The 21522-nt window shown below is 68.7% G+C and carries 23 protein-coding genes; 10 read left to right on the top strand and 13 right to left on the bottom strand.

Annotated features, from left to right (window positions below):
* Positions 1–86 precede the first annotated feature (86 nt).
* Genes E0H92_RS06295 through mptB form a run of 3 tightly spaced genes read left to right on the top strand, consistent with a single transcriptional unit; the run spans position 87 to position 3301 of the window.
* Positions 87–1076 carry an ABC transporter ATP-binding protein gene (locus tag E0H92_RS06295; protein WP_131495651.1) on the top strand — a complete coding sequence of 330 codons (990 nt, stop codon included), beginning with the start codon at positions 87–89 and terminating at the stop codon, positions 1074–1076.
* Positions 1073–1837, top strand: coding sequence for an ABC transporter permease (locus E0H92_RS06290; protein WP_131495650.1), 765 nt, complete (start codon positions 1073–1075; stop codon positions 1835–1837). The genes E0H92_RS06295 and E0H92_RS06290 overlap by 4 nt, the downstream gene beginning before the upstream one ends.
* Positions 1838–1897: 60 nt before the next feature.
* Positions 1898–3301: a polyprenol phosphomannose-dependent alpha 1,6 mannosyltransferase MptB gene (mptB, locus tag E0H92_RS06285; RefSeq protein WP_131495649.1), complete on the top strand. Its 1404-nt coding sequence runs from the start codon at positions 1898–1900 to the stop codon at positions 3299–3301.
* On the opposite strand, the gene menD is transcribed toward mptB, so the two are convergent.
* Genes menD through E0H92_RS06270 form a run of 3 tightly spaced genes read right to left on the bottom strand, consistent with a single transcriptional unit; the run spans position 3288 to position 6942 of the window.
* Positions 3288–4928, bottom strand: coding sequence for a 2-succinyl-5-enolpyruvyl-6-hydroxy-3-cyclohexene-1-carboxylic-acid synthase (gene menD, locus E0H92_RS06280; protein ID WP_131495648.1), 1641 nt, complete (start codon positions 4926–4928; stop codon positions 3288–3290). The two genes, mptB and menD, sit on opposite strands and share 14 nt — an antisense overlap.
* Positions 4925–5851 carry an o-succinylbenzoate synthase gene (locus tag E0H92_RS06275; RefSeq protein WP_131469001.1) on the bottom strand — a complete coding sequence of 309 codons (927 nt, stop codon included), beginning with the start codon at positions 5849–5851 and terminating at the stop codon, positions 4925–4927. Before E0H92_RS06275 ends, menD begins: the two co-directional genes overlap by 4 nt.
* A complete protein-coding gene (locus E0H92_RS06270) occupies positions 5848–6942 on the bottom strand; it encodes an AMP-binding protein (protein ID WP_131469000.1) in 1095 nt (364 codons plus the stop codon). The genes E0H92_RS06275 and E0H92_RS06270 overlap by 4 nt, the downstream gene beginning before the upstream one ends.
* A 62-nt stretch (positions 6943–7004) precedes the next feature.
* Here E0H92_RS06270 and E0H92_RS06265 point away from each other — a divergent pair, with 62 nt between their 5' ends.
* Both E0H92_RS06265 and E0H92_RS06260 read left to right on the top strand, forming a co-directional pair.
* Entirely contained in the window at positions 7005–7877 is an 873-nt protein-coding gene (locus E0H92_RS06265; protein WP_131468998.1) for a 1,4-dihydroxy-2-naphthoate polyprenyltransferase, read from the top strand.
* 86 nt (positions 7878–7963) lie between these two features.
* Positions 7964–8305 carry a hypothetical protein gene (locus E0H92_RS06260; RefSeq protein ID WP_131495647.1) on the top strand — a complete coding sequence of 114 codons (342 nt, stop codon included), beginning with the start codon at positions 7964–7966 and terminating at the stop codon, positions 8303–8305.
* Here E0H92_RS06260 and E0H92_RS06255 read toward each other — a convergent pair whose 3' ends face one another.
* Positions 8306–9475 (bottom strand): FAD-dependent monooxygenase, encoded by a 1170-nt coding sequence (locus E0H92_RS06255; protein ID WP_131495646.1) that lies wholly within the window; start codon positions 9473–9475, stop codon positions 8306–8308. It abuts the gene before it with no gap.
* Between the two features lie 78 nt (positions 9476–9553).
* On the opposite strand from E0H92_RS06255, the gene E0H92_RS06250 reads away from it, so the two are divergent.
* Positions 9554–10018: a MarR family winged helix-turn-helix transcriptional regulator gene (locus E0H92_RS06250; protein ID WP_131495645.1), complete on the top strand. Its 465-nt coding sequence runs from the start codon at positions 9554–9556 to the stop codon at positions 10016–10018.
* A gap of 770 nt (positions 10019–10788) precedes the next feature.
* Here the strand turns inward: E0H92_RS06250 and cds1 are convergent.
* A complete protein-coding gene (cds1, locus tag E0H92_RS06245; protein ID WP_131286707.1) occupies positions 10789–11907 on the bottom strand; it encodes an L-cysteine desulfhydrase Cds1 in 1119 nt (372 codons plus the stop codon).
* Between the two features lie 82 nt (positions 11908–11989).
* Here cds1 and E0H92_RS06240 point away from each other — a divergent pair, with 82 nt between their 5' ends.
* From E0H92_RS06240 to E0H92_RS06225, 4 genes are read left to right on the top strand one after another with little or no spacing between them, the layout of a single operon-like run.
* Positions 11990–12400, top strand: a complete 411-nt coding sequence (locus E0H92_RS06240; RefSeq protein WP_131468995.1) for a hypothetical protein — start codon at positions 11990–11992, stop codon at positions 12398–12400.
* The gene (locus E0H92_RS06235; protein ID WP_131468993.1) at positions 12397–12708 is read left to right on the top strand and encodes a hypothetical protein; all 312 of its coding nucleotides are present in this window, start codon (positions 12397–12399) and stop codon (positions 12706–12708) included. The genes E0H92_RS06240 and E0H92_RS06235 overlap by 4 nt, the downstream gene beginning before the upstream one ends.
* A 34-nt stretch (positions 12709–12742) precedes the next feature.
* A complete protein-coding gene (locus E0H92_RS06230; RefSeq protein WP_131468991.1) occupies positions 12743–13762 on the top strand; it encodes a M48 family metallopeptidase in 1020 nt (339 codons plus the stop codon).
* A gap of 43 nt (positions 13763–13805) precedes the next feature.
* Entirely contained in the window at positions 13806–14285 is a 480-nt protein-coding gene (locus E0H92_RS06225) for a GNAT family N-acetyltransferase (RefSeq protein WP_131495644.1), read from the top strand.
* 63 nt (positions 14286–14348) lie between these two features.
* On the opposite strand, the gene E0H92_RS06220 is transcribed toward E0H92_RS06225, so the two are convergent.
* The 8 genes from E0H92_RS06220 to E0H92_RS06185 all read right to left on the bottom strand — a co-directional run bounded on the left by E0H92_RS06220 (position 14349) and on the right by E0H92_RS06185 (position 21494).
* Positions 14349–15908 (bottom strand): MFS transporter, encoded by a 1560-nt coding sequence (locus E0H92_RS06220; RefSeq protein WP_131468988.1) that lies wholly within the window; start codon positions 15906–15908, stop codon positions 14349–14351.
* A 59-nt stretch (positions 15909–15967) separates the two neighbouring features.
* Positions 15968–16555, bottom strand: a complete 588-nt coding sequence (locus E0H92_RS06215; protein ID WP_238153508.1) for a TetR-like C-terminal domain-containing protein — start codon at positions 16553–16555, stop codon at positions 15968–15970.
* A gap of 188 nt (positions 16556–16743) precedes the next feature.
* Entirely contained in the window at positions 16744–16995 is a 252-nt protein-coding gene (locus tag E0H92_RS06210) for a DUF4229 domain-containing protein (protein WP_131468984.1), read from the bottom strand.
* Between the two features lies 1 nt (position 16996).
* On the bottom strand, positions 16997–17980 hold the full coding sequence (gene ccsB / locus E0H92_RS06205; protein ID WP_131495643.1) for a c-type cytochrome biogenesis protein CcsB: 984 nt from the start codon (positions 17978–17980) through the stop codon (positions 16997–16999).
* A complete protein-coding gene (gene resB, locus E0H92_RS06200; protein ID WP_131286727.1) occupies positions 17977–19566 on the bottom strand; it encodes a cytochrome c biogenesis protein ResB in 1590 nt (529 codons plus the stop codon). Before resB ends, ccsB begins: the two co-directional genes overlap by 4 nt.
* 1 nt (position 19567) lies before the next feature.
* Entirely contained in the window at positions 19568–20311 is a 744-nt protein-coding gene (locus E0H92_RS06195; protein WP_131468980.1) for a cytochrome c biogenesis CcdA family protein, read from the bottom strand.
* Positions 20311–20871 carry a TlpA family protein disulfide reductase gene (locus E0H92_RS06190; RefSeq protein ID WP_131495642.1) on the bottom strand — a complete coding sequence of 187 codons (561 nt, stop codon included), beginning with the start codon at positions 20869–20871 and terminating at the stop codon, positions 20311–20313. The genes E0H92_RS06195 and E0H92_RS06190 overlap by 1 nt, the downstream gene beginning before the upstream one ends.
* Entirely contained in the window at positions 20871–21494 is a 624-nt protein-coding gene (locus tag E0H92_RS06185) for a histidine phosphatase family protein (protein WP_238153509.1), read from the bottom strand. Before E0H92_RS06185 ends, E0H92_RS06190 begins: the two co-directional genes overlap by 1 nt.
* Between the last annotated feature and the right edge of the window lie 28 nt (positions 21495–21522).

Below are 21522 nucleotides of genomic sequence, written 5' to 3'. Positions count from 1 at the left end.
GAGATGGTTGGTGGGTTCTCAAAGATGGGTTGGGGAGGCGATAATCAAGATTGACTAGTCAAAGTTGATTAGTCACACTGGCCCGCATGATGATCGAAGCGCGCGGGCTGGTGCGGACGTTCAAGACGAAGCGGGGCCCTGTCCAGGCGGTACAGGGAGTTGACCTTAAGGTGGCCGACGGGGAGATCGTCGGCTTTCTGGGCCCGAACGGGGCCGGTAAGACCACGACGATGCGGATGCTGGCGACGCTGATCCAGCCGACCGCGGGCACCGCGACGGTGGCCGGCTGCGATCTCGCGAAGGACCCGGTGGGGGTGCGCCGCCGGATCGGTTACGTCCCGCAGAGCGGCAGCACCCTGCCTGAGGCGATCGCCGGCGACGAGGTGGTCGATCACGCCCGGTTGTACGGCGTACCGAAGGCGAAGGCGGCCGCGGAGGGGCAGCGCCTGTTCGAGGAGCTCGACCTCCCGGGCCTGTGGCGCCGTCAGTGCAAGACGCTGTCCGGCGGGCAGCGCCGGCGCCTCGACATCGTGATGGGCCTGATCCACGACCCGAAGCTGATCTTCCTGGACGAGCCGACCACGGGTCTCGACCCGCAGGCGCGCGCCAACCTCTGGGAGCACATCCGCGGCCTCCGCGACCGCGGCGCGACGATCTTCCTGACCACGCACTACCTGGACGAGGCGGACGCGCTCTGCGACCGGATCCTGGTCATCGACCACGGCAAGATCGTCGCCTCCGGAACGCCGGAGGCATTGAAGCAACAGGTCTCCGGAGACGCCGTCCGGCTTTCGATCGCGGACACCTCGCAGGCGCCCGCGGTGATGAAGATCGTCCGCGAACTCGAGGGCGCGGTCGACGTCGAGACCGAGGACGACGTGGTCGGTTTCCGGATCCCCCGCGGCGGTTCGGTGCTGCCCGCGCTGCTCCGCTCGATCGATGCCCAGGGCATCGAGCTGCACGGGGTCGAGGTCCATCGGCCGACGCTCGACGACGTGTTCCTGACCATGACCGGCCGCTCGCTCCGCGACGAGGACACCACCCCCACCGACCAGAAGGAAGAAGCTGTCGCATGACCGTCCTGCGTGAGACCTGGATCGTTTTCCACCGCCAGATGCGGCTGTCGCTGCGGAACCCGATGTGGTCGATCCTGATGCTCAGCCAGCCGCTGATGTACCTGTTCCTGTTCGGCCCGCTGCTCAAGCCGATCACCGCCCAGATCAGCCAGGGCGCCACCACGAACGCCTACCAGGTCTTCATTCCCGGCCTGATCGTGCAGCTCGGAATGTTCGGCGCGATGTTCGTCGGTTTCGGCCTGATCGCGGAGTACCGGGCGGGCGTCATCGAGGCCGACCGCGTCACGCCGGCCTCCCGTATGGCGCTGATGGCAGGGCGGGTACTGCGCGACGTCGTCGTACTCGTGGTCCAGTCGATCCTCCTGCTGCTCGCGGCGCTCCCACTCGGTCTCCGGGCGCCGTGGGGCGGCGTACTGCTCTCGCTGGTGATCGTCGCGCTGCTCGGCGCCACGTTCGCGTCCCTGTCGTACTCCGTCGCGCTCATCACCAAGAGCGAGGACGCACTGGCCCCGCTGCTGAACGGCATCGCCATGCCGCTCCTGCTGCTGTCCGGCATCCTCCTGCCGATGCAGATCGGTCCGACGTGGCTGCAGCGGCTGTCCGACATCAGCCCGCTGAAGCACGTGGTCAACGGCGTCCGAGCCCTGTTCCGCGGCGACATCAGCAGTTCGTCGTCACTCTGGGGCCTGTTCTGGGTGGTCCTACTGACCGTCATCGGACTGACTGTCGGCGCAAGAACGTTCCGCAAGGAATCCGCTTAGAGTTCCCAGACGACCTCTTTTGTTCATCGTCGTGTCGCATGGGCGGGCTACGGTCCGCTCATGCGTTCGCCGATGGTGCGTGGGGTCGTCGGCTCTGTTGTAGTCGCTCTGGCGAGCCTGGTGACGTCGGTGGTGCCTGCGTCCTCTTGGGTCGCCTCCATCCCGCTGCGCCACTCCCTGGCCGGGCGGATGGTCGGGTTGACGTTCATGGTCGCCGGGCTCGGGCTGATGGCCTGGGCCTGGCTGACCGTGGGCAGACGCGTCATGGCGGGTGAACGCCTCCCGCTGCTCCGTATGACGGCCTGCTGGAGCGCACCGCTCCTCCTGGCCCCACCGCTGTTCAGCCGCGACGCCTGGAGCTACGCGGCCCAGGGCGCACTGGTCGCCGAGGGCTACAACCCGTACGACGTGGGTCCCGGCGTACTGTCCGGCCACATCATCGAGGCCGTCGACCCGATGTGGATGCAGACACCGGCGCCGTACGGTCCCCTGCCACTCGCGTACGGCGGTCTGGTCGCCCACCTCACCATGAACCCGTACCTGCTCATGCTGGCGCACCGCCTCCTCGCCGTACTGGGCATAGTCCTCATCGCCTGGGCAGTACCGCGCTTGGCGATCGCCTGCCGCGTCAACACAGCTGTAGCCACCTGGCTGGTCGTACTGAACCCCATGCTGATCACCCACGGCATCGGCGCGGCCCACAACGACGTACTGATGCTCGGACTGGCGTGCAGCGCCTTCGCACTCGCGCTGACCGGCCGCTGGGGTACGGCGGCAGTCGTGGCCGGCGCAGCGGCTGCAGTGAAACTCCCGGGTGGCTTGGTGGTGATCGCCATCGCCGCTGTGATGAGCCCACTGGCCGGACGGGTGCTTCGGTTCGCCAGTCTGGTGATTGCGGGCGCAGTGTCGGTGCTGACGCTCGTCACGATCGGTGCGTTGACCGGTGTGGGCTCCGGCTGGCTCGGAGCGCTCGACGTACCCGGACTGGTTCGTTCACCCTTCTCCATCGCCAACCTGATCGGTATGGCGGCGTCCGGCGTACTGGGCTGGCTGGGAGAGGACACCGCGGCCACACAAGCGCTACAGATCGTCCGCCTGGTCGGTATGGTCGCGGCACTCGGTCTGATCGCGTGGCTGAGTCTTCGGTCGTCGATCCACTACGCGGCCAGGGCTGTCGGTGTCGCACTGCTCGCGGTCGTCGTACTCGGGCCGAGCGCGCACGACTGGTACTTCCTCTGGTGCCTGCCGTTCCTGGCCGTCGCTCGCCCCGGACGGCGGCTGACCACGATCATCACCGCGGTCAGCCTGATCTTCACGATCGCCGCCCCGCTCAACTCGTCACTGCGCGGCGCGACGATCCCGATCCTCACGACAACGGCGCTGGTGATCGCGATGGCCGTACCGCTGCTCAGCCACCTCCGGACGCTGCAGCCGGCGCGAAAGGTCCCTGTTACAGCTGCTTGAGTGCCGCGACCATCGCGGCGCCGAGCGGCCGGTGACCGTCCCGATCGATCCGCACCTCGACCACGTCCAGACCGGCGACCGTGGACGTCAGCGCGGCCCGCAGCTCGTCGACGGTCCGCACCAGCGTGTACGCCGTACCGCTGGCCGCGCACAGTGCGCCCAGGTCCACGTTGTGCGGCGTACCGAAGACACGCTCGAAGTGCGTCGCGTGGGTCGGGTCGCCTTGTTCCAGCGTGGAGAAGATCCCGCCGCCGTTGTCGTTCACGACCACGATCCGCAGGTCGGGACGGGCCTCGTCCGGCCCGATGACGAGCCCGTTGCTGTCGTGCAGGAAAGCGAGATCGCCGATCAGCGCGTGCGTCGGGCCGGCGTTCGCGAGGGCGGCGCCGATCGCGGTCGAGATCGTGCCGTCGATCCCGGCCAGACCACGGTTCGCGATCGTGCGGATCGGGACGACCGGGGCGAGGTCGAGGTCGCGGACCGGGTTCGAGGAGGCGACCACCAGCATGCCGTCGGCGCCGACCGCCTCACCAACGAGCGCCGCGACCCGCGGGCCGCTCAGTCCGTCCGCCAGGACCTTGTCGATCTCCGGCCGGGCCGCCTGGTCGGCGTCCTGCCATCGTCTGAGCCAGTCGGTCGTGTCGGGTGACGTGACGGTCAGCCCGGTCACCACGGAGGCGGCGCGGCGCGCTGGATCCGGCCACAGGCCCGTCGGCGACACCACGAGCACCTCGACGTCCGGGCGCGCCAAAAGCTTCGAGATCGGCCGCGACAACGTCGGGTGGCCATAGACCAGCACCCGCTCGATCTCAGCTGCCAGGTCGCTTGCCTGCAGCAACAAACGGTAGGCACTGATCACTGCGGGCCCGGTCCGCGCCCGACTCGACGGCTCCGCGAACAACGGCCACCGCCCCGCCTCCGCAGCCAGCCGCGCGGCCTGGGACGCCCCGTCACCAGCAACAACCACAGTCCTCGGCCCCGGGGACACTGCGGCAGGGTCACCATTCGCAGCATGCACAGCTGTCCACGGCCCGGTACTGCGCCCGTCCAACGGTTCCGGCCACTCCGGTCCATCAGTAGGTACCAGCGGCTCGCTGAACGGACAGTTGAGCTGTACGGGCCCCGGGTCAGCACTGCGAGCACCTGTGGCCACGGCCGCAGCTCTCGCGACCTGCGAGCGCCAGTACGCGACCTGACCGATCTCACGGACCGGCGTACCCATCTCGTGGAACAGGCGGACCGCAGAGCCGAACACCTTGATCTGGTCGGTCGTCTGGTTCGCACCACTGCCTCTCAGAGCAGGAGGCCGGTCTGCGCTCAGCACGATCAGGGGGAGCCCGCTGTGCGACGCCTCGAGTACAGCCGGGTGCAGGTTCGCTACCGCGGTACCTGAGGTCGTGACCACGGGCACCGGCAGGCCACTGCCCCGCATCAGACCGATCGCCAGGAATCCCGCCGTACGCTCGTCGATCCGTACGTGCAGCCTGAGCCGACCATCACGGTCGGCGGCTGCGAGTGCCAGTGCCAGCGGGGCGCTGCGGGAGCCGGGCGACACCACGGCCTCGCGGACACCGCAGCGGATCAGTTCGTCGACCACCACAGTCGCGAAAGCCGTGGACGGGTTCATCCGGCACTCCTAACTCGGGAGAGGCGTTCTTCCCACACCTTCGTCCGGTCCGCGTCCGCACGCGCGGCCTCCAGCAGCTGGGGATCCGGTACGACGGTTCGGACCGGCAGGAAGCCATTGGTGGGCAGCAACGGCTCGGCGACCACCTCTTGGGTGAACATCGAGACAGTCGCGAGACCGCACGCGTAGGGCAGTTCCGGAAGCGCAGCGGCGAGTGCGACGCCGGCAGCGATGCCTACGGAGGTCTCCAGCGCGGACGACACCACTACGGGCAGTCCGATCTGCTCAGCGATCTCCAGGCACGCACGGACGCCTCCGATCGGCTGCACCTTCAGTACGGCGATGTCCGCGGCGTTGAGCTTCTTGACCCGCAGCGGGTCCTCAGCCCGGCGGATCGACTCGTCAGCCGCCACCGGTACGTCGGTTCGCCGCCTGACGTCAGCCAGCTCCTCCACAGTCGCGCACGGCTGCTCGACGTACTCAAGGTCGAACCGCTGCAGCTGCTTCAGGTTCTGCACGGCCTGGTCCACGGACCACAGTCCGTTGGCGTCGATCCGGACCTGTCCGTTGCCAATCGCATCCCGCACCGCTTCGACGCGCTCCAGGTCGTCCGCCAGCGTCTGACCCGGTTCAGCGACCTTCACCTTCGCCGTACTGCAGCCGGACGCCCTCACGATCTCTGCGGCTCTCTCGGGTCCAATCGCCGGCACCGTGCAATTGACGGGTACGCGGTCGCGGACCGGTGCCGGCCAGCCGTCCTCAGCCGCCTCACGCGCCGCCCGCAGCCAGGACACACAGGTGGCGTCGTCGTAGTCCAGGAACGGGCTCCACTCCGCCCAGCCCGCAGGGCCTTCGTACAACATCCCCTCGCGCACGGTGATGCCGCGGAACTTGTTCTTGAGGCCGATCGAGTACGTGATCACCGCACGCCCTCCAGCAACCGCTGCCGATCCACCTTGCCCGAGGCAAGCATCGGCAGGGCCTGCAGCACGTTGACCTCCTGCGGAGCCCAAGTCCGCGGCAGCGTGTGGCTGACCCAGTCCCGGACCTCGTCCCTCCCCAAAGCATCGCCGACCAGGAATGCCACCACCCTGGTCCCCCACTCAGCGTCCGGCGCTCCAAGGACCACCGCGTCGTTCACCCGCGGGTGCTCCAGCAGTCGCGCCTGCACGGTCGTCAGCGTGACGTTCACGCCACCTGAGATGACCACGTCGTCCACGCGTCCGACCACTCGCAGTCGCCCGTCCACGAGCTCTCCGCGGTCCTGCGTCCGGAAACACCCGTCACGCAGCACCTCCGCCGTGAGCTCCGGCCGCAACCGGTACCCCGAGAACAGCGTGCTGCCCCTGATGAGAATGCGTCCGTCATCCAGCTCGATCGACGTACCGTCCAGAGGCACGCCGCCGTACACGCATCCGCTTCCGGTCTCGGTCATCCCGTACGCCGGGATCGCGGTCACGCCGGCCTCCGCGGCTCGGAGTTTGAGCGGCTCGGGTGTGGACGCCCCGCCGATGATGATCGCGTCGAACGACCGCAGCGCGTCCCGATCCGTCTCGAGGTAGCGCGCGAGCTGCGTCGGCACCATCGCGGTGTACCGGCGGACACCGGTCATTCGGCGCGCTGCCGCGGTGAAGCTGTCGTCGAGCAGTACAGGCGTCGTACCCGCGACCAGTGATCGCGTGAGGATCTGCAGGCCGCCCACGAAGTACGGCTTCATCGGGAGCAACCACTGCCCGGGCCCGCCGAGCCGGGCGTGTGTGGCGGTCGCCGACGCGATCAGTGCGTCCCGCGACAGCAGCACGCCCTTCGGCTCGCCGGAGGACCCGGAGGTGGTCAGCACCACCGCGCAGCCGTCCTCGACCGGTTCGTCCGGCTGGGCCGCTGCTTGAACCCGCGCAGCCGCGGCCGGGTCGCTCGGCACCGGCGCGAACGGCGTACCGCTGCCGTCCAGCACCCCGGCGAGCGCCGCCAACACCCCGTCCGGCGTCCCCGGAACCAGTCGCAACCTAGACATGACACACCGAGCGTACGGCCCGCCTCCGGACGCCCGGCTCCCGGCTGACACAATCGATGGTCATGGCCACCCCTGCCCAGTGGATCGAAGGCGCCCGCCCCCGAACCCTGCCCGCCGCGATCTCCCCCGTTCTCGTCGGAACCGGCGCGGCCGCGTACCTGGACAGCTTCGTCTGGTGGAAGGCACTGCTCGCCCTCGGCGTCGCGCTGGCCCTGCAGATCGGCGTCAACTACGCCAACGACTACAGCGACGGCATCCGCGGCACCGACGAGAACCGCGTCGGCCCGCTCCGCCTGGTCGGCTCCAAGGTCGCCACACCGCGAGCCGTCAAGACCGCGGCCTTCACCTGCCTCGGCATCGGCGCGGCGCTGGGCATCGTGCTGTGCGCAACGACCACGTGGTGGCTCCTCGTCGCCGGGGCCGCGTCGCTGCTCGGCGCCTGGTTCTACACCGGCGGCAAGAAGCCGTACGGCTACCGGGCGCTCGGTGAAGTCAGCGTGTTCCTCTTCTTCGGGCTGGTCGCCGTCCTCGGTACGACGTACGCCCAAGCCGAAACCCTCCACTGGTCGGCCATCGCCGGCGCCGTCTCGGTCGGCTCGATCGCCTGCGCGCTCCTGGTCGCCAACAACCTCCGCGACATCCCCACCGACACGGAAACCGGCAAGCGCACCCTGGCTGTGGTCCTGGGCGCCGCCCTCTCCCGCCGCTTCTACGCCGCCCTGATCGCCCTGGCCTTCGTCCTCGCCGCGGTCTCCGTCATCGCCACCCCCTGGACCCTCCTGGCCTTCATAGCCCTCCCCCTGGCCATCAAGTCCACCCGAATCATCCTCAGCAACGCAGTAGGCCCCGCCCTCATCCCCGTCCTGAAGTTCACCGGCCTCACCGAACTCCTCTACGCAATCGGCCTCGGCATCGGACTCGCACTGGGCGGCTGAGTACGGGCGGAGTACGGGCAGTGGCGCGTATTGGCGGGGTCCTACCGTCCGTTCGGAAGCCCCCCGACTCTCCGAAGAGGAATCACATGCGTCGCGTTGTTCGGTCCACTGTTCTTGCTGCGGTCGCCCTGGCGGCGGCGATCCCCGCGGCCGGCGTCACCGCGCCGGCTGCTTCGGCCGCCTCGAACACGGCGTACCTCAAGCTCGTCTTCAACTGCGCGAACTACGGCCCCACCACCGTGAACGTGAACGGCCCCGGCCGCACGAGCAGCGTTCGCGACGACACCGGGACCCACTACCTCACGGGCCGGGGCGGTATCTGGATCGTGAAGCGCCTCGCCAACGGCCGGATCGCCCCCAAGACCGCGTACCTCAACGTTCCCGCGAACACGACCCGCACGGTCATCGTCTGCAACGCCAACTGGTAGCTACTGGTACTCCGGCAGTTCCAGGGCGGTGTGGGCCTCGCCGCCTTGGGCGCTGGCTGGGGTGGCTGATCGGAGTGCGGCGTTGCGGGCGTCGATGAGGTCTTGGGTTTCCGGCGCCAGGGTGTTGCGGCCGTCGCCGACCAGGGCCTGGTTCTGCTCGACGAAGCCGCGGATCCGCTGCTCGTAGGCGCTGAAGGCGGTCGCGTGATCGGCGTACGTCGCCAACTCGCCGGCGAGCACGTACGCGCCGACGAGGGCCACGCTCGACCCCTGCCCGGACAGGAACGACGTCGCGTACGCCGCGTCGCCGACCAGCGCGACCCGCCCGCGGGACCAGGTCGGCATGTGGATCTGGCTGACCACGTCGAAGAACAGATCGTCCGCTTCACCCATGGCCTGCACCAGTCGCGGCACGTGCCAGCTCTGCTCCGGGAACTTGGCGGCCACCAGTTCGCGCTGCGCCTGCGGGTCGCGGAAAGCGTCGTACGGCGGTTCCTGCCGGCGGAAAGTGAGGAAACCGTGGACAGGCTGGTCCGGCTCCTGGGCGTAGAAGACGGCGGCGCGGCCCGGTACGTTCCAGACGACGCCTTCGTGGGAGAGCCCGAAGTCGTTGGGGAGGGTGAAGCCGGCGAACGCGTAGCCGATGTACCGGTGGAACTGCTCCTCCGGGCCGAACACCAGGCGGCGGGTGTTGGAGTGCAGACCGTCGGCGCCGATGACCAGGTCGAAGGTCCGCGCGGCGCCGCTCGCGAAGACGACGTCCACGCGGTCACCCCGATCGTCCAGCGTCGCGATCGAGTCGTCGAACCGGAACTCGACACGGTCCCTGATCGGCGCGTAGAGCGCGTCGGCCAGGTCTCCCCGCCGTACCTCGAGGTCCAGGCCCTCGGCGCCGCCGACCAGCGACTCGGGCTGCATCGCGGCGATCGGCGTCCCGTCGGGGTCGACGAACGAGATCCTCCGAGTGCCGACGTGCGCCTTCTGCAGGCGCGGCAGCAGCCCCATCCGGTCGACGACGCCCCGCGCGGTGCCGCGGATGTCGATCGGGTACCCGCCGCCGCGGATCGCGTTCGACTTCTCGACGACAGTCACGTCGAACCCGTAGCGATCGAGCCAGTAGGCGAGGGCGGGGCCGGCGATGCTGGCGCCGGAGATCAGAACGGTGGTCATGATGGAGACCTCTTCCAGAAGTATGTACCTTAGGTATCTAATTGCTTCAGAGTAAACATACCTAAGGTAGGTAATCAAATGGCCGCTGACTCCGGCGACGAACTGGCGTTCCTGCCACGGCTGTTTCGGATGAGTGCGGCGATCAACCGCGGCCAACTCGCCCAGCAGGCGACCGCGGCGACCGGGCTCGCGCTGGACCGTCCGGCGATCGGGATCCTGCTGACACTGGCGATGGCCGACGGCCCGCTCCGCATCGGCGAGATCGCCGAGCGCATGCAGGTCGTCGGCCCACACGTCACCCGCCAGGTCCAGGCCCTCGAACAACGCGGCCTGGTCCGCCGGGTAGCCGACCCCAACGACCGCCGAGCCAGCCTGATCGAACCGACCGAAACCGGCACCGAAGCAGCAAACCGCTACACGTCCACGATCATCGGCTGGTTCCGCGAGGTCATCGCCGACTGGCCCACCCAGGACCGAGCCGACCTAGGCCGCCTCCTAGCCAAACTCGCCGACGACATAACCACCCGCCTCAACCACCCCTGAAACCCCGGCACAACCGCTCAGCCACCTGAATGGATAACCCCACGCGTCGAGGGTTGTCCCCTGGTATGCGAGCAGACAACCCCCAACGCGAGGGGTTAACCCGCTCTCCCGTCCGATGCGTGGGTGGTGATCAACCGGTCCGGGATCAGGGAACAGGCAATGGTGGGTAGGCACCTGGTATTGCCTGTCCCCAGTCACCATTGCCTGTTCCCGGTACGCCGATGCGTGTCCTCGGTGCCGCTATCGGTCAGGTGCATCGAGTCGTGGGTTGCGGCGGCGCCCCGCGACGGCATGTGGTGTCCTCGGAGCGGGTGAGCTGTCTTGATGGGAAAGAAACTGTCACGATCTGCAACTTTGTTTCCCCGCTGTTCGGGTTTCGCCCCTGGTCGGGGCAGCAGCGCAAACCCACATTGCCCACCCACGACTTCCCCAGGTTGGTGGGGCGCCGGTGGGGCGCCGTGCGCGCGGGCGTGATCACGTTCAGGTGCACCACCCAGCCCTTCGACACGTCCTCATGAGAACGCACACTCAGGCGCCCGCGGCCGCGCCGACCACCCACACGAGCCGGTTAACGATCCCGGTGCCCGAGGCGGCTCAGGAGCTGCATTGTCGGAGAGTCGATGCACGCGTACGCCGACCACGCCGAGTCGTGGCGATTGGTTGGGCCCGGGAGCCGCGAGTCGTGGATAGCGGCTGCATTTGACCGCCGTATCCCACGACTCGAGGAACCACCACCGGCCACCGCGCCCGCGGGCTGGTCGGGCTGGGGTCTACTCCGGTTCGGTCCAGTGGCCGGTGGTGGCGAAGGTTTCTAGGGTGGTGGTGTAGGGGGTGATGTCGATGCCGGCGGTGCGGAGCCAGGTGTCGTCGTAGTAGGTGTTGCCGTAGCGTTCGCCGCTGTCGCACAGGAGGGTGACGATGCTGCCGCGGGCGCCGGTACGGCGCATTTCGGCGGCCAGGCGTAACGCGCCCCAGAGGTTGGTGCCGGTGGAGCCGCCGACGAGGCGGCCGGTGACGCGGGAGCAGAAGCGCATCGCGGCGATCGAGGCGGCGTCGGGGACCGAGATCATCCGGTCGACGACGCCGAGGACGAAGGACGGTTCGACGCGCGGGCGGCCGATGCCTTCGATGCGGGACGGGCGGCCGGTGGAGAAGTCGTGGTCGCCTGCTTCGAAGGCGGGGAAGAACGCCGAGTTCTCCGGGTCCACCACGGCGACCGACGTCTCGTACCGCTGGTAGCGCACGTACCGCCCGATGGTGGCCGACGTACCGCCGGTGCCGGCGCCGACCACGACCCAGGTCGGGATCGGGTGCTGCTCGAGCGAGAGCTGCCCGAAGATCGACTCGGCGATGTTGTTGTTGCCACGCCAGTCCGTGGCGCGTTCGGCGTACGTGAACTGGTCCATGTAGTGGCCGCCGGTCTCGTCGGCCAGGCGCTTGGCCTCGCCGTAGATCTGGCCGGAGCGTTCGACGAAGTGGCAGCGGCCGCCGTAGAACTCGATCAGCTCGACCTTCTCCGGGCTGGTGGAGGCCGGCATCACCGCGATGAACGGCAGTCCGAGCAGGCGGGCGAAGTACGCCTCGCTGACCGCGGTGGAGCCGCTGGACGCCTCGATGACCGTGGTGCCTTCGTGGATCCAGCCGTTGCACAGGGCGTACAGGAACAGGGACCGGGCGAGCCGGTGCTTGAGCGAGCCGGTGGGGTGCACAGACTCGTCCTTGAGGTACAGGTCCACACCGGAACCCTCCGGCATCGGGAACACATGCAGATGCGTGTCCGCGCTCCGGTTCGCGTCGGCGTCCACGATCCGGATCGCCTCGGACACCCAGGCCCGCGCCTTCTCGTCCCGGCGATCGACCTCACGGCACACCCCGTCAACCTCACTCATGCGGGCCAGGCTAGGACCTCAGGCCCGATTTGAGTATTCCTACGCTCTGCAACCACCCGCTCCGGCGACGAGGATCGGTCCCATGATCGATTTCCCTGACTGGTTCGTCGCACTGCTGGTGGCGGCGCTGGTGCTGGGTGGCGCCATCCCGGTGAGCGTCCCGCTCGCGGCCGTCGGGTACGTGCGCGCTCGCCGCCACCCGTACTGGAACGCCCTCTGGTACTGGACGTGGAGCACCGTGCTGTCGGCCGCGATCATGGCCGCCTGCGTCGGCCTGCGGATCTTCTTCGTCGCGGCCATCCTCGACTGCGCGCTGCTCTGGACCCTCGCCTGGTTCCTGCTCCCGCCCGAGCGCCGCGCCAGGCTCCAGTACGGCCGGACCGCCCGCCCCCAGCCGATGCCGTACGCCGTGCCGTACCCCATGCCCCACCCGATGCCTCAGGCGCCGCCGCAGCAGTTCCACGCCCAGCAGTACGCCGGGTGGCCCCGATGATCCCGCTCGGCGCCGTCGAGTTCTCGCCCACCGACATCGCGATCCTCCTCGCGATCCTGACCTTCGGGTCGATCGTCCTGGCGCTGCCGGCCACCCTGACCCTCGCCTGGGTCGGCTACCGCCGCGGCACCCTGCGACGACCCGCGAACGCCCTCGGCTACTGGCTCGGCGGTACGGCGCTCTCGGTCATCACGACCGCCCTGGCCGCCCAGCAGGGCGCCGGCTGGTTCGCCGTACCGCTCGGCTGGATCCCCACGCTGTTGGTGGCTGTAGCGCTCAACCCGCGCTGGACCCCGAACGCGAGCTAATGTCGGAACCCATGACGACCGGGCAGGGGGAACGATGACCGAGAACAGTGATCGGCCGACGCGGCAGCGGGTGACGTTGACCGATATCAGCTCGCGGGCGTGGGAGCACCCCGCGGACCGTGGTGCGCTGGTCGCGCTGCGGCAGCTGAAGGGGTTCGACTACGTCCTGCGGAAGATGTCGGGACTGATCAACGAGCGTGCGTTCCGGCTGCAGTACCTCGGCTCGGCGATCCGGGTCGACGATCGGCAGTTCCCGACCGTGCACCGGCTCTACACGGAGGCGGCCTCGACGCTCGACGTCCGCCAGCTTCCCGAGCTGTACGTCACCAACAGCCCGATCTGGAACGCGGTCACGATCGGCATGGACAAGCCGTTCATCGTGGTGAACAGCGCCCTGCTGCAGGGCCTGGACGAGGAGGAGCTGCGGTTCGTCCTCGGTCACGAACTGGGGCACGCGCAGAGCGGTCACGCGCTGTACCAGTCGCTCCTGCTGTGGCTGATGCGCCTCACGGGCGCCATCGGCTGGATGCCGATCGGCGCGCTCGGGCTGCGCGCGATCATCGCCGCCCTGCACGAGTGGTCCCGCAAGGCGGAGCTGTCCGGTGACCGGGCCGGTCTGCTCGCGGTGCAGGACCCGGCGGTCGCGCTGCGCGTCCAGATGAAGCTCGCCAGCGGCGGTCAGCTCAACGAACTCGACACCACCGCGTTCCTTGCGCAAGGTACGGAGTACGAGAGTGCCGGCGACCTGCGCGACAGCGTACTGAAGCTGCTGCTGCTCGAGGCGCAGTCGCACCCGCTGGCCGTGATCCGCGCGCACGAGCTGCGCCGCTGGGTCGACGAGGGCGAGTACACGACGATCGTCTCCGGTGAGTACCCGAAGCGTCAGGAGGACGGCGACGCGTCGATCTCGCAGGAGGCGAAGAACGCCGCCAAGTCGTACTCCGACGCGTTCAACCGCTCGCAGGACCCGCTGGCCAAGTTCCTCCGCGACCTCGGCGACGGCCTCGGCGGCGTCCGCGACTGGGTCTCCTCGAAGTTCCCGCCCCGAAACTGAAACTCACTGGTCGAGACTCCGGGCCGGCTGCGATCCTGTGCGCGTGATCGACGTACAAGCAATCGGCCCGGACGACTGGAAGGCCTGGCGCGAGCTCCGGCTGGCCGCGCTGGAGGAGGCTCCGTTCGCGTTCGGTTCGCAGCTCGCGGACTGGATCGACGCGCCCGAGGAACGCTGGCGGGAACGGCTCTCGGCCCCGGGTGCGTACCAGGTGATCGTCTCCCTCGACGGGACACCGGCCGGTATGGCCGGCGGATTCCCGGGCGAGGACGGCACCGCCGAACTCGTCTCGATGTGGGTCGCGCCTGCCGACCGCGGGAAGGGCGTCGGCAACGCACTCATGACCGCGATCGAGGACTGGGCCCGCGGCATCGGCGCCGGCAAGCTGAAGCTGTCGGTTGTCCCCGGCAACGACCCGGCGCACAACCTCTATCTCCGCCACGGGTACGTCGACACCGACGAGCCCGGCGACCTGATGCCGGACGGCGTCCGGCGCGAACTCGTGATGGCCAAACCCCTGTAGATACAGACGAAGGGCCCGCTTCCCCCCTCCCGGGAAGCGGGCCCTTCGAGTACTGGCAGGCGATCAGCCCATGTGGACCGGCTGGCCGTCGTTGGCCAGGTCCTTGTGCTTGATCGACAGGCCGACCAGCGTGATCAGCGCCGCACCCAGCGCCAGGAACGCCGACCAGATGAACGCCCGGGTGAACCCGTGCGTCGTGGCGAGCGCGGTGAACTGCCCCTGGAGCTGCTTGATCTGCTCCGGTGACTGCCCGGACTCGGCCGCCTTCTGCAGGCCCGGGGCCAGCTCGGCGAACTTGTCCTTGATCGCGCTGGTGGAGATCGTGCCGAGCAGCGCCAGGCCGACCGCACCACCGATCTGCTGCACCGTGTTCAGTACGGCGGAACCGACACCGGAGTCCTCGTTCGCGACGCCGCTGACCGCGGTCAGCGTGAGCGGGACGAAGATCAGGCCCATACCGAACGAGAGCACCAGGATGTACGGCAGCAGATGGGTCAGGTACGTCGAATCGACCTCGAGCCGGCTGAACCCGAACATACCGGCCGCCACGAACACCCCGCCGGCACCCGAGATCCACCGCGGGTCGACCCGCGCGACGAGCGCCGACGCGACCTGCGCCGCAACCACGATGCCGAAGCTGAACGGCAGGAACGACAGGCCGGTCTTGATCGCGCTGTAGCCCATGATGCTCTGCACGAAGATGCCCAGGAAGTAGAACATCGAGAACATCGCCGCACCGACGATGAGCATCACGAAGAAGCTCACGCCGCGGGTCCGGTTCGCGAGGATCCGGAACGGCATCAGCGCGTGCCGCGAGCGGGCCTCGATCGCGAGGAACGCCCCGATCAGCGCCAGGCCGCCGAGGATGAAGATCAGCGTCCAGGTGTCGCCCCAGCCGTCGGTGGCGGCGTGCGTCAGACCGTAGACGAGCGACGTCAGACCGACAGTGCCGGTGATCGCACCCGGGAGATCGAACTTGCCGGTCTGCCGGGCCGACTCACCCAGATACCGGAACGCCAGCACCGCCACGATCAGGCCGATCGGCGTGTTGATGAAGAAGGTCCAGCGCCAGGACGCCTCGGTCAGCGCGCCGCCGAGGATCAGGCCGACGGCCGCACCGGCGCCGGACATCGCGGCGTACACGGCCATCGCGCGGTTGCGCTCCTTGCCGGCCGGAAACGTCGTGGTGATGAGTGCCAGCGCGTTCGGCGAGGCGGCCGCGGCCGCGATGCCCTGCAGGATCCGGCTGGCCAGCAGCACGCTCTCACTCTGGGCGATACCGCCGACGAACGACGCCAGGCCGAACAGCACGACGCCGATGATGAACACCTTGCGGCGGCCGACGATGTCCCCGATCCGCCCGCCGAGCAGCAGCAGGCCGCCGAACGCGAGGGCGTAGGCGTTGACCACCCACGGCAGCGAGGCGTCGGTGAACCCGAGCGCGTCCTTGATGTGCGGCAACGCGATGTTGACGATGGTGCCGTCCAGCACCACCATCAGCTGCGCCATGCAGATCAGCGCCAGCGCGATCCCGAGGTTGCGGTGGCCATGGGCGCCGGCCCCGGTCTCGGCGTCGACCGGCCGCCCCTCCGGCGGATCGGCGTTGATGACTTCTTCGGACATGGATATTTCCCCTCTTGGGCAGACTTGCCTGGTTGAATCGCGGACCGGCCCCTCACCGGTCAGCTCACCTGCGACCCCCGCGCCGCAGGCAGAATCACGTTGTCGATCACTCGGAGGATCAGGTCGTCGGTCGGCTCGATGCCGAGGATGTAGGCGTGGTGGATGATCACCGCGGGCAGCGTCACCGACAGCAGCGCGACGTCGACGTCCGGCGCGATCTCGCCGCGCTCGACGGCTCGCTCGTACACCTTGTTGGTCACTGCCGTCCGTGGCCCGATGAAGCGCTCACGGAACGCCTTCTGCAGGTCGGCGTCGCGGTGCAGGGCGGTGAGCAGCCCGGCGACCACCGACATCGGCAGTTCGTCGGTGAAACCGCCGTCGCCGCAGGCCATCGAGATCAGGTCGCCGCGGAGGCTGCCGGTGTCGACGTCCTCCGGCATCGGGCAGCCCTTCGCCCGGCTGATCGCGTCCACGACCAGTTCGGCCTTGGTGGACCAGCGCCGGTACAGCGTGGCCTTGCTGGCCTTCGCCGCCGTCGCCACCGCGTCCATGGTCAGCCGGTCATAGCCGAGCTCGGCCACCACCGCGACGGTCGCGTCGAGGATCTCCTCCTCACGACCGCCTTCGACCCGCGGTCGCTGCCGCACGCCTGCACCATCCACCGTCATCACCCTGAGTAGCTACAAGAACACCGATAGAACGAAACTGTTTCGTTTCATCCACCACGGTACGACTCATGTGAAGGAATGCACAAACGATTTTGCCCGATATTCACGAGTGGCATAGGTCACTCTCCGTACCAGTCGACCACTGGTACGGCGGTGTCAGGCGGGGCCTAGTCGTCGTCCTCGGCGGCGCGGGCCTGCTCGAGGCGGGTGCTGATCTTGGTGGCGCGGGTCTCGATCTTGCCGGCCAGCCGGTCGCGGGCGGCGCGGAGGACGAAGATCGACAGGATCGACGAGACGATCAGGGCCAGCAGCGCGATCGGCCAGATCGACAGCCAGGTGCGCAGTGCGAGCCATAGCACCGCCAGGCAGACGGCGAACAGCGCCGCCCGCAGGCCGGTGTAGATCCCGAACTCCTTCATGTCAGACCCCGGCGTAGGAATGCAGGCCGGAGACCAGCAGGTTCACTCCGACGAAGTTGAAGATGAAGACGAACCAGCCGACGATCGCGATCGTCGCGGCCCGGCGGCCCCGCCACCCGGCGGTCGCCCGGGCGTGCAGGTAGGCGGCGTACACCACCCAGGTCACCAGCGACCAGACCTCCTTGGGGTCCCAGCCCCAGTACCGGCCCCAGGCGTGCTCGGCCCAGATCGGGCCGGCCACCAGGACGCCGAACGTCCACAGCGGGAACGCGAACGCCAGCACCTTGTACGCCGTACCGTCCATCGCCTCCGCGCTCGGGAGGCGGCGCAGCGAGGCGGACATCGTGCCGCCGGCCAGCACGCGACGCTCGGCGCGGGCCTTGACCAGGTACAGCACGGAGACCAGGCCGCCGACGGTGAACGCACCGCCCGAGATCGCGGCCGCGGACACGTGGATCACCAGCCAGTACGAGTGCAGCGCCGGAACCAGCGGACCGGCCGGCGTGTAGAGCGCCAGCGCGGCCAGACCCAGTACGGCGGCGACGACGAACGTCACGCCCAGCCCGAGGTACTGCAGCTTGTAGCGCTGCACGAAGATCAGGTACACGATCGAGACCGCGAGCGACGCCGTGATCGAGAACTCGTACATGTTCCCCCACGGCACCCGCTCGGCCGCGAGTCCACGCGTCACCACACCGCCGAGGTGCAGCACGAAGCCCAACCAGGTCAGCAACAGCCCGATCCGGCTGGCCGCATCAAGCCGCTCAGACGCCGGCTCCTCAACAGCAGGTACGTCGCCAACGCCGCCGGAGACTGTTACGCCGTCAGACGCGACCAGCGCCTCTTCCTTCACCGCAACGGTCTTGACGACCGCCGCACGACCGAGGGCCCACTCCATCGCATGGGAAACCATCGCGAGGGCGTAGATCACCGTCGCAGTCGGGATCAGCAAATTGGAGACTTGCGCGTAGGTCTCCGGGCTCATGGCTGCTCCTGGGTGCTCGAGCTGGCGGGTTTCAAAGCTGTGGTGATGGCCTGGATCTCGTCGCCGAGGCCGCGCTCGGGGCCGCGGTCCAGACCGGCGACCTCGACAACGGTACGCCCGTCCTCCTCGCGGACCCGCACCCAGGTACGGCGCGGATGCACGAACAGCGAACCCATCAGGCCGAGGATCGCCAGCGAGATACCCGCCAGCGCGAGGCCGGTCCCCGGCGTGTGGCTGATCTGCAGCTTCACCCACCGGCTGTAGCCGTCGAACGTGATCGACCCGGCCTTGTCCGGCAACTGGGCGCTCTGCCCGGGCGCGAGCTGCAGCCGCCACTTGTCGCCGTTCTTCTGCTCGAACTGCGTCAGCTTCGACTTGTCCAGCTGGTACACCGACTCCGGCTTCCCGGTCTCCGGCTGCGGGCGGCCGTAGTACCCGGTCATCACCAGCGCCGGGTTCAGGTCGTCGGGGAACATCGACACCGGCCCGTTCTCGCCGATGAACGCGGTCGGCAGGAAGAAGCCTTCGAAGCCGAGTGTCTCCGGTCGCGCGTCCGGTGCCTTGATCACCCCGAACGACGCGAAGTTGCTGTCCTGCGGCAGGAACGGCGCCGGCCCGGAAAACGCTACATTTCCTTGGCCGTCGCGCACGGTGACCCGGGGCGCGTACCCGTGCCCGAGCAGGTAGACCGAGCTCCCGTCCAGCTTCAGCGGGTGGTTGACCTGGAGCTCGTACGACTTCTCCGGCGCGTCCGGCGTCTCCTGGTAGTCCAGCTGCGCCTTGAACTCCCGCGCCGCGCCCTTCTGCGGACCGTCCTCCTGGAACTTCACCTCGAAGTCCTTGACGGTCAGCGAGAACGGCGGCAGGTCGTCGTCACCGCTGAACGCGCGGCCCGGCGTGAAGTCGTCGTACTGCGCGACGGAGTTGGAGAAACCGTTGCCCACGACAACCAGCACGCTGCCGCGGTAGCCGAACAGCGAACCCCAGGCGACGCCGACCAGCGCCAGGATCAGCGAGAAGTGGAACAGCAGGTTGCCGGCCTCGCGCAGGTAGCCACGCTCCGCACCGACCGCGCCGTCGTACGCCTCGACGCGGAAACGGCGTTTCCGCAGCTCGCGAGTCGCGACCTCGAGGACGTCGCCGGCCTCGGAGAGCTCGAAGCGCTGGTATCCGGGCAGCCGGTTCAGGTTCCGCGGCGGCTTCGGCGGCCGGGCCCGCAAGCCCTTCAGGTACACGGAAAGCCGCGGAACGACGCAGCCGATCAGCGAGATGAACAGCAACAGGTAGATCGCCGAGAACCACGCGGACTTGTAGACGTCGAACAGCCCGAGCTTGTCGTACAGCGGGCCGAGCGTCTTGTGCGCCTCGAGGAAGTCCGAGACCTTGATCGGGTCGATCGGCGTCTGCGGGACGAGCGATCCCGGCACCGCGCCGAGCGCCAGCAGGAACAGCAGCACCAGCGCGGTCTTCATCGACGTCAGCTGCCGCCAGGTCCAGCGCAGCCAGCCGACCAGGCCGAGCGCCGGCGGTCCGGACGGTTCCTCCGGTCCGGAGGCCGCAGCGATGCGGTCCTTCACCTCTGACATCTCAGACCGCCGATCCGAAGTTGGCGACCCACTGCCGCAGGTCCGCGGTCATCGCATCCCACACTCCCGTCAGCAGCAGCAGTCCCACCGCGATCATCAGTACGCCGCCGATCCTGATCACCAGCAGCTGGTGCTTGCGCACCCACGCCACCGCGGACAGCATCCGCCGGAACGCCAGCGCCGCCACGATGAACGGGATCCCCAGCCCGAGGCTGAAGACGAGGGCCAGCGTCGCCCCGCGCCCGGTGCTGCCCTCGGTCGTGGCCAGCGTCATCACGGTCCCGAGCGTCGGCCCGATACACGGCGTCCACCCGAATCCGAACAGTACGCCGAGCAGCGGCGCCGCCGCGATCCCGACCGCCGGCACCCGGTGCACCCGCAGATCCTTCTGCAGGAACCCGAACCCGCCGAGGAAGACCAGTCCGAGGACGACGGTCAGCGCGCCGAGCACCCGCGTGATCGTGGTCTGGTGGTCGATCAGCAGGTCGCCGGCCGTACCGAACACCACGCCGGTGAGGATGAACACCGCCGAGAACCCGGCGACGAACAACGCCGTACCGGCGAGCATCCGGCCGCGTTTCTCCGAGCCGAGCTCCGCCGCGGACAGACCGGTGACGTAGGACAGATAGCCGGGCAGCAGCGGGACGACGCACGGCGAGAAGAACGAGATCGCACCGGCGAGCACCGCGATCGGCAGTGCCACCAGCATCGACCCGGTCATCGAGTCGGCGAACCACTGTCCCATTAGCCCGCGTCTTTCACCATGCCGAGCAAGGTCTGCTTGGTGACCTCGCCGACGACGCGGCCGGCGACCTTGCCGTTCTTGTCGATCACCAGCGTGGTCGGGATGGCCTTCGGCGAGATCTGGCCGCGGAACCGCAGCAACGCCTTGCCGTTCGGGTCGTAGATGCTCGGGAACGGGACGCCGAACTCCTGCACGAACTTCTTCGCCGGCGCCGGGTCGAGGTCGCGGGTGTTCAGTCCGATGAACTGCACCGCGGACCCGAGCTCCTTCGACGCCGCGACCAGCTCGGGCGCTTCCTTGCGGCACGGCGGGCACCACGAACCCCACACGTTCAGTACGACGACCTTGCCGGTCTGCTCGGACAGCGTCCAGGTCGTCCCGTCGAGGGTCTTACCGGTCAGCTCGGGCGCCGGCTTCCGATCGGCCGCGGCGAACGTCGACACGTTGCCGTTACCGCTGACGAAACCCGACTGGCCCTGGCGGTTCTGCGCTGCCTGCTGGCCGGAGCTGCACCCCGCGACGAGGAGCACTCCGGCGACCAGCAACGCCGTCCGACGCATCAGGCGCCTCCGACAAACTTCTTCGGGTTCTTGACCGGCAACAGATCCTTCGCGGGCTCGGAGTACCCGACCGAGACGATCTGCTCGCCGTGGAAGGTGAACGAGGTCAGGCTGGCCAGGCTGCACTGGCGCTTGCGCGGGTCGTGGAACATCCGGCGGCCCTCGATCGCGGACCGGACGATCCAGATCGGCAGCTGGTGGGACACGATCAGCGCCTCGTGCCCGGCGGCTTTCTGCCGGGCGGTCTCGATCGCGTCCCGCATCCGCCGGACGAGCTGCTGGTACGGCTCACCCCAGGACGGCTTCCACGGGTTCCGCAGCAGCCACCAGGCGCTCGGGTTGCGCAGCGCGCCGTCACCGACACCGAACTTCTTGCCCTCGAACAGGTTCGCCGCCTCGATCACCCGCTCGTCGATGTCCGGCGTCAGGCCGAACACCTTGGCGATCGGCTCCATCGTCTCCTGGGCCCGCTCCAGCGGCGAGCTGACCAGGTGCACGATGTCGCGGCCCTTGACGTGCTCGGCGACCCGGTCGGCCATCTCGCGGCCGAGCTCGGACAGGTGGAAGTCGGGGATCCGGCCGTAGAGCACGCCGGTCGGGTTGTGCACCTCGCCGTGACGCATCAGGTGCACGACCGTCGTTTCGGTCACC

Source organism: Kribbella speibonae (genome assembly GCF_004331375.1).
GTDB classification, from domain to species: Bacteria; Actinomycetota; Actinomycetes; order Propionibacteriales; family Kribbellaceae; genus Kribbella; species Kribbella sindirgiensis.
The sequence above is the reverse complement of the archived record's forward strand: the minus strand, read 5'-3'. Positions and strand labels throughout refer to the sequence as shown.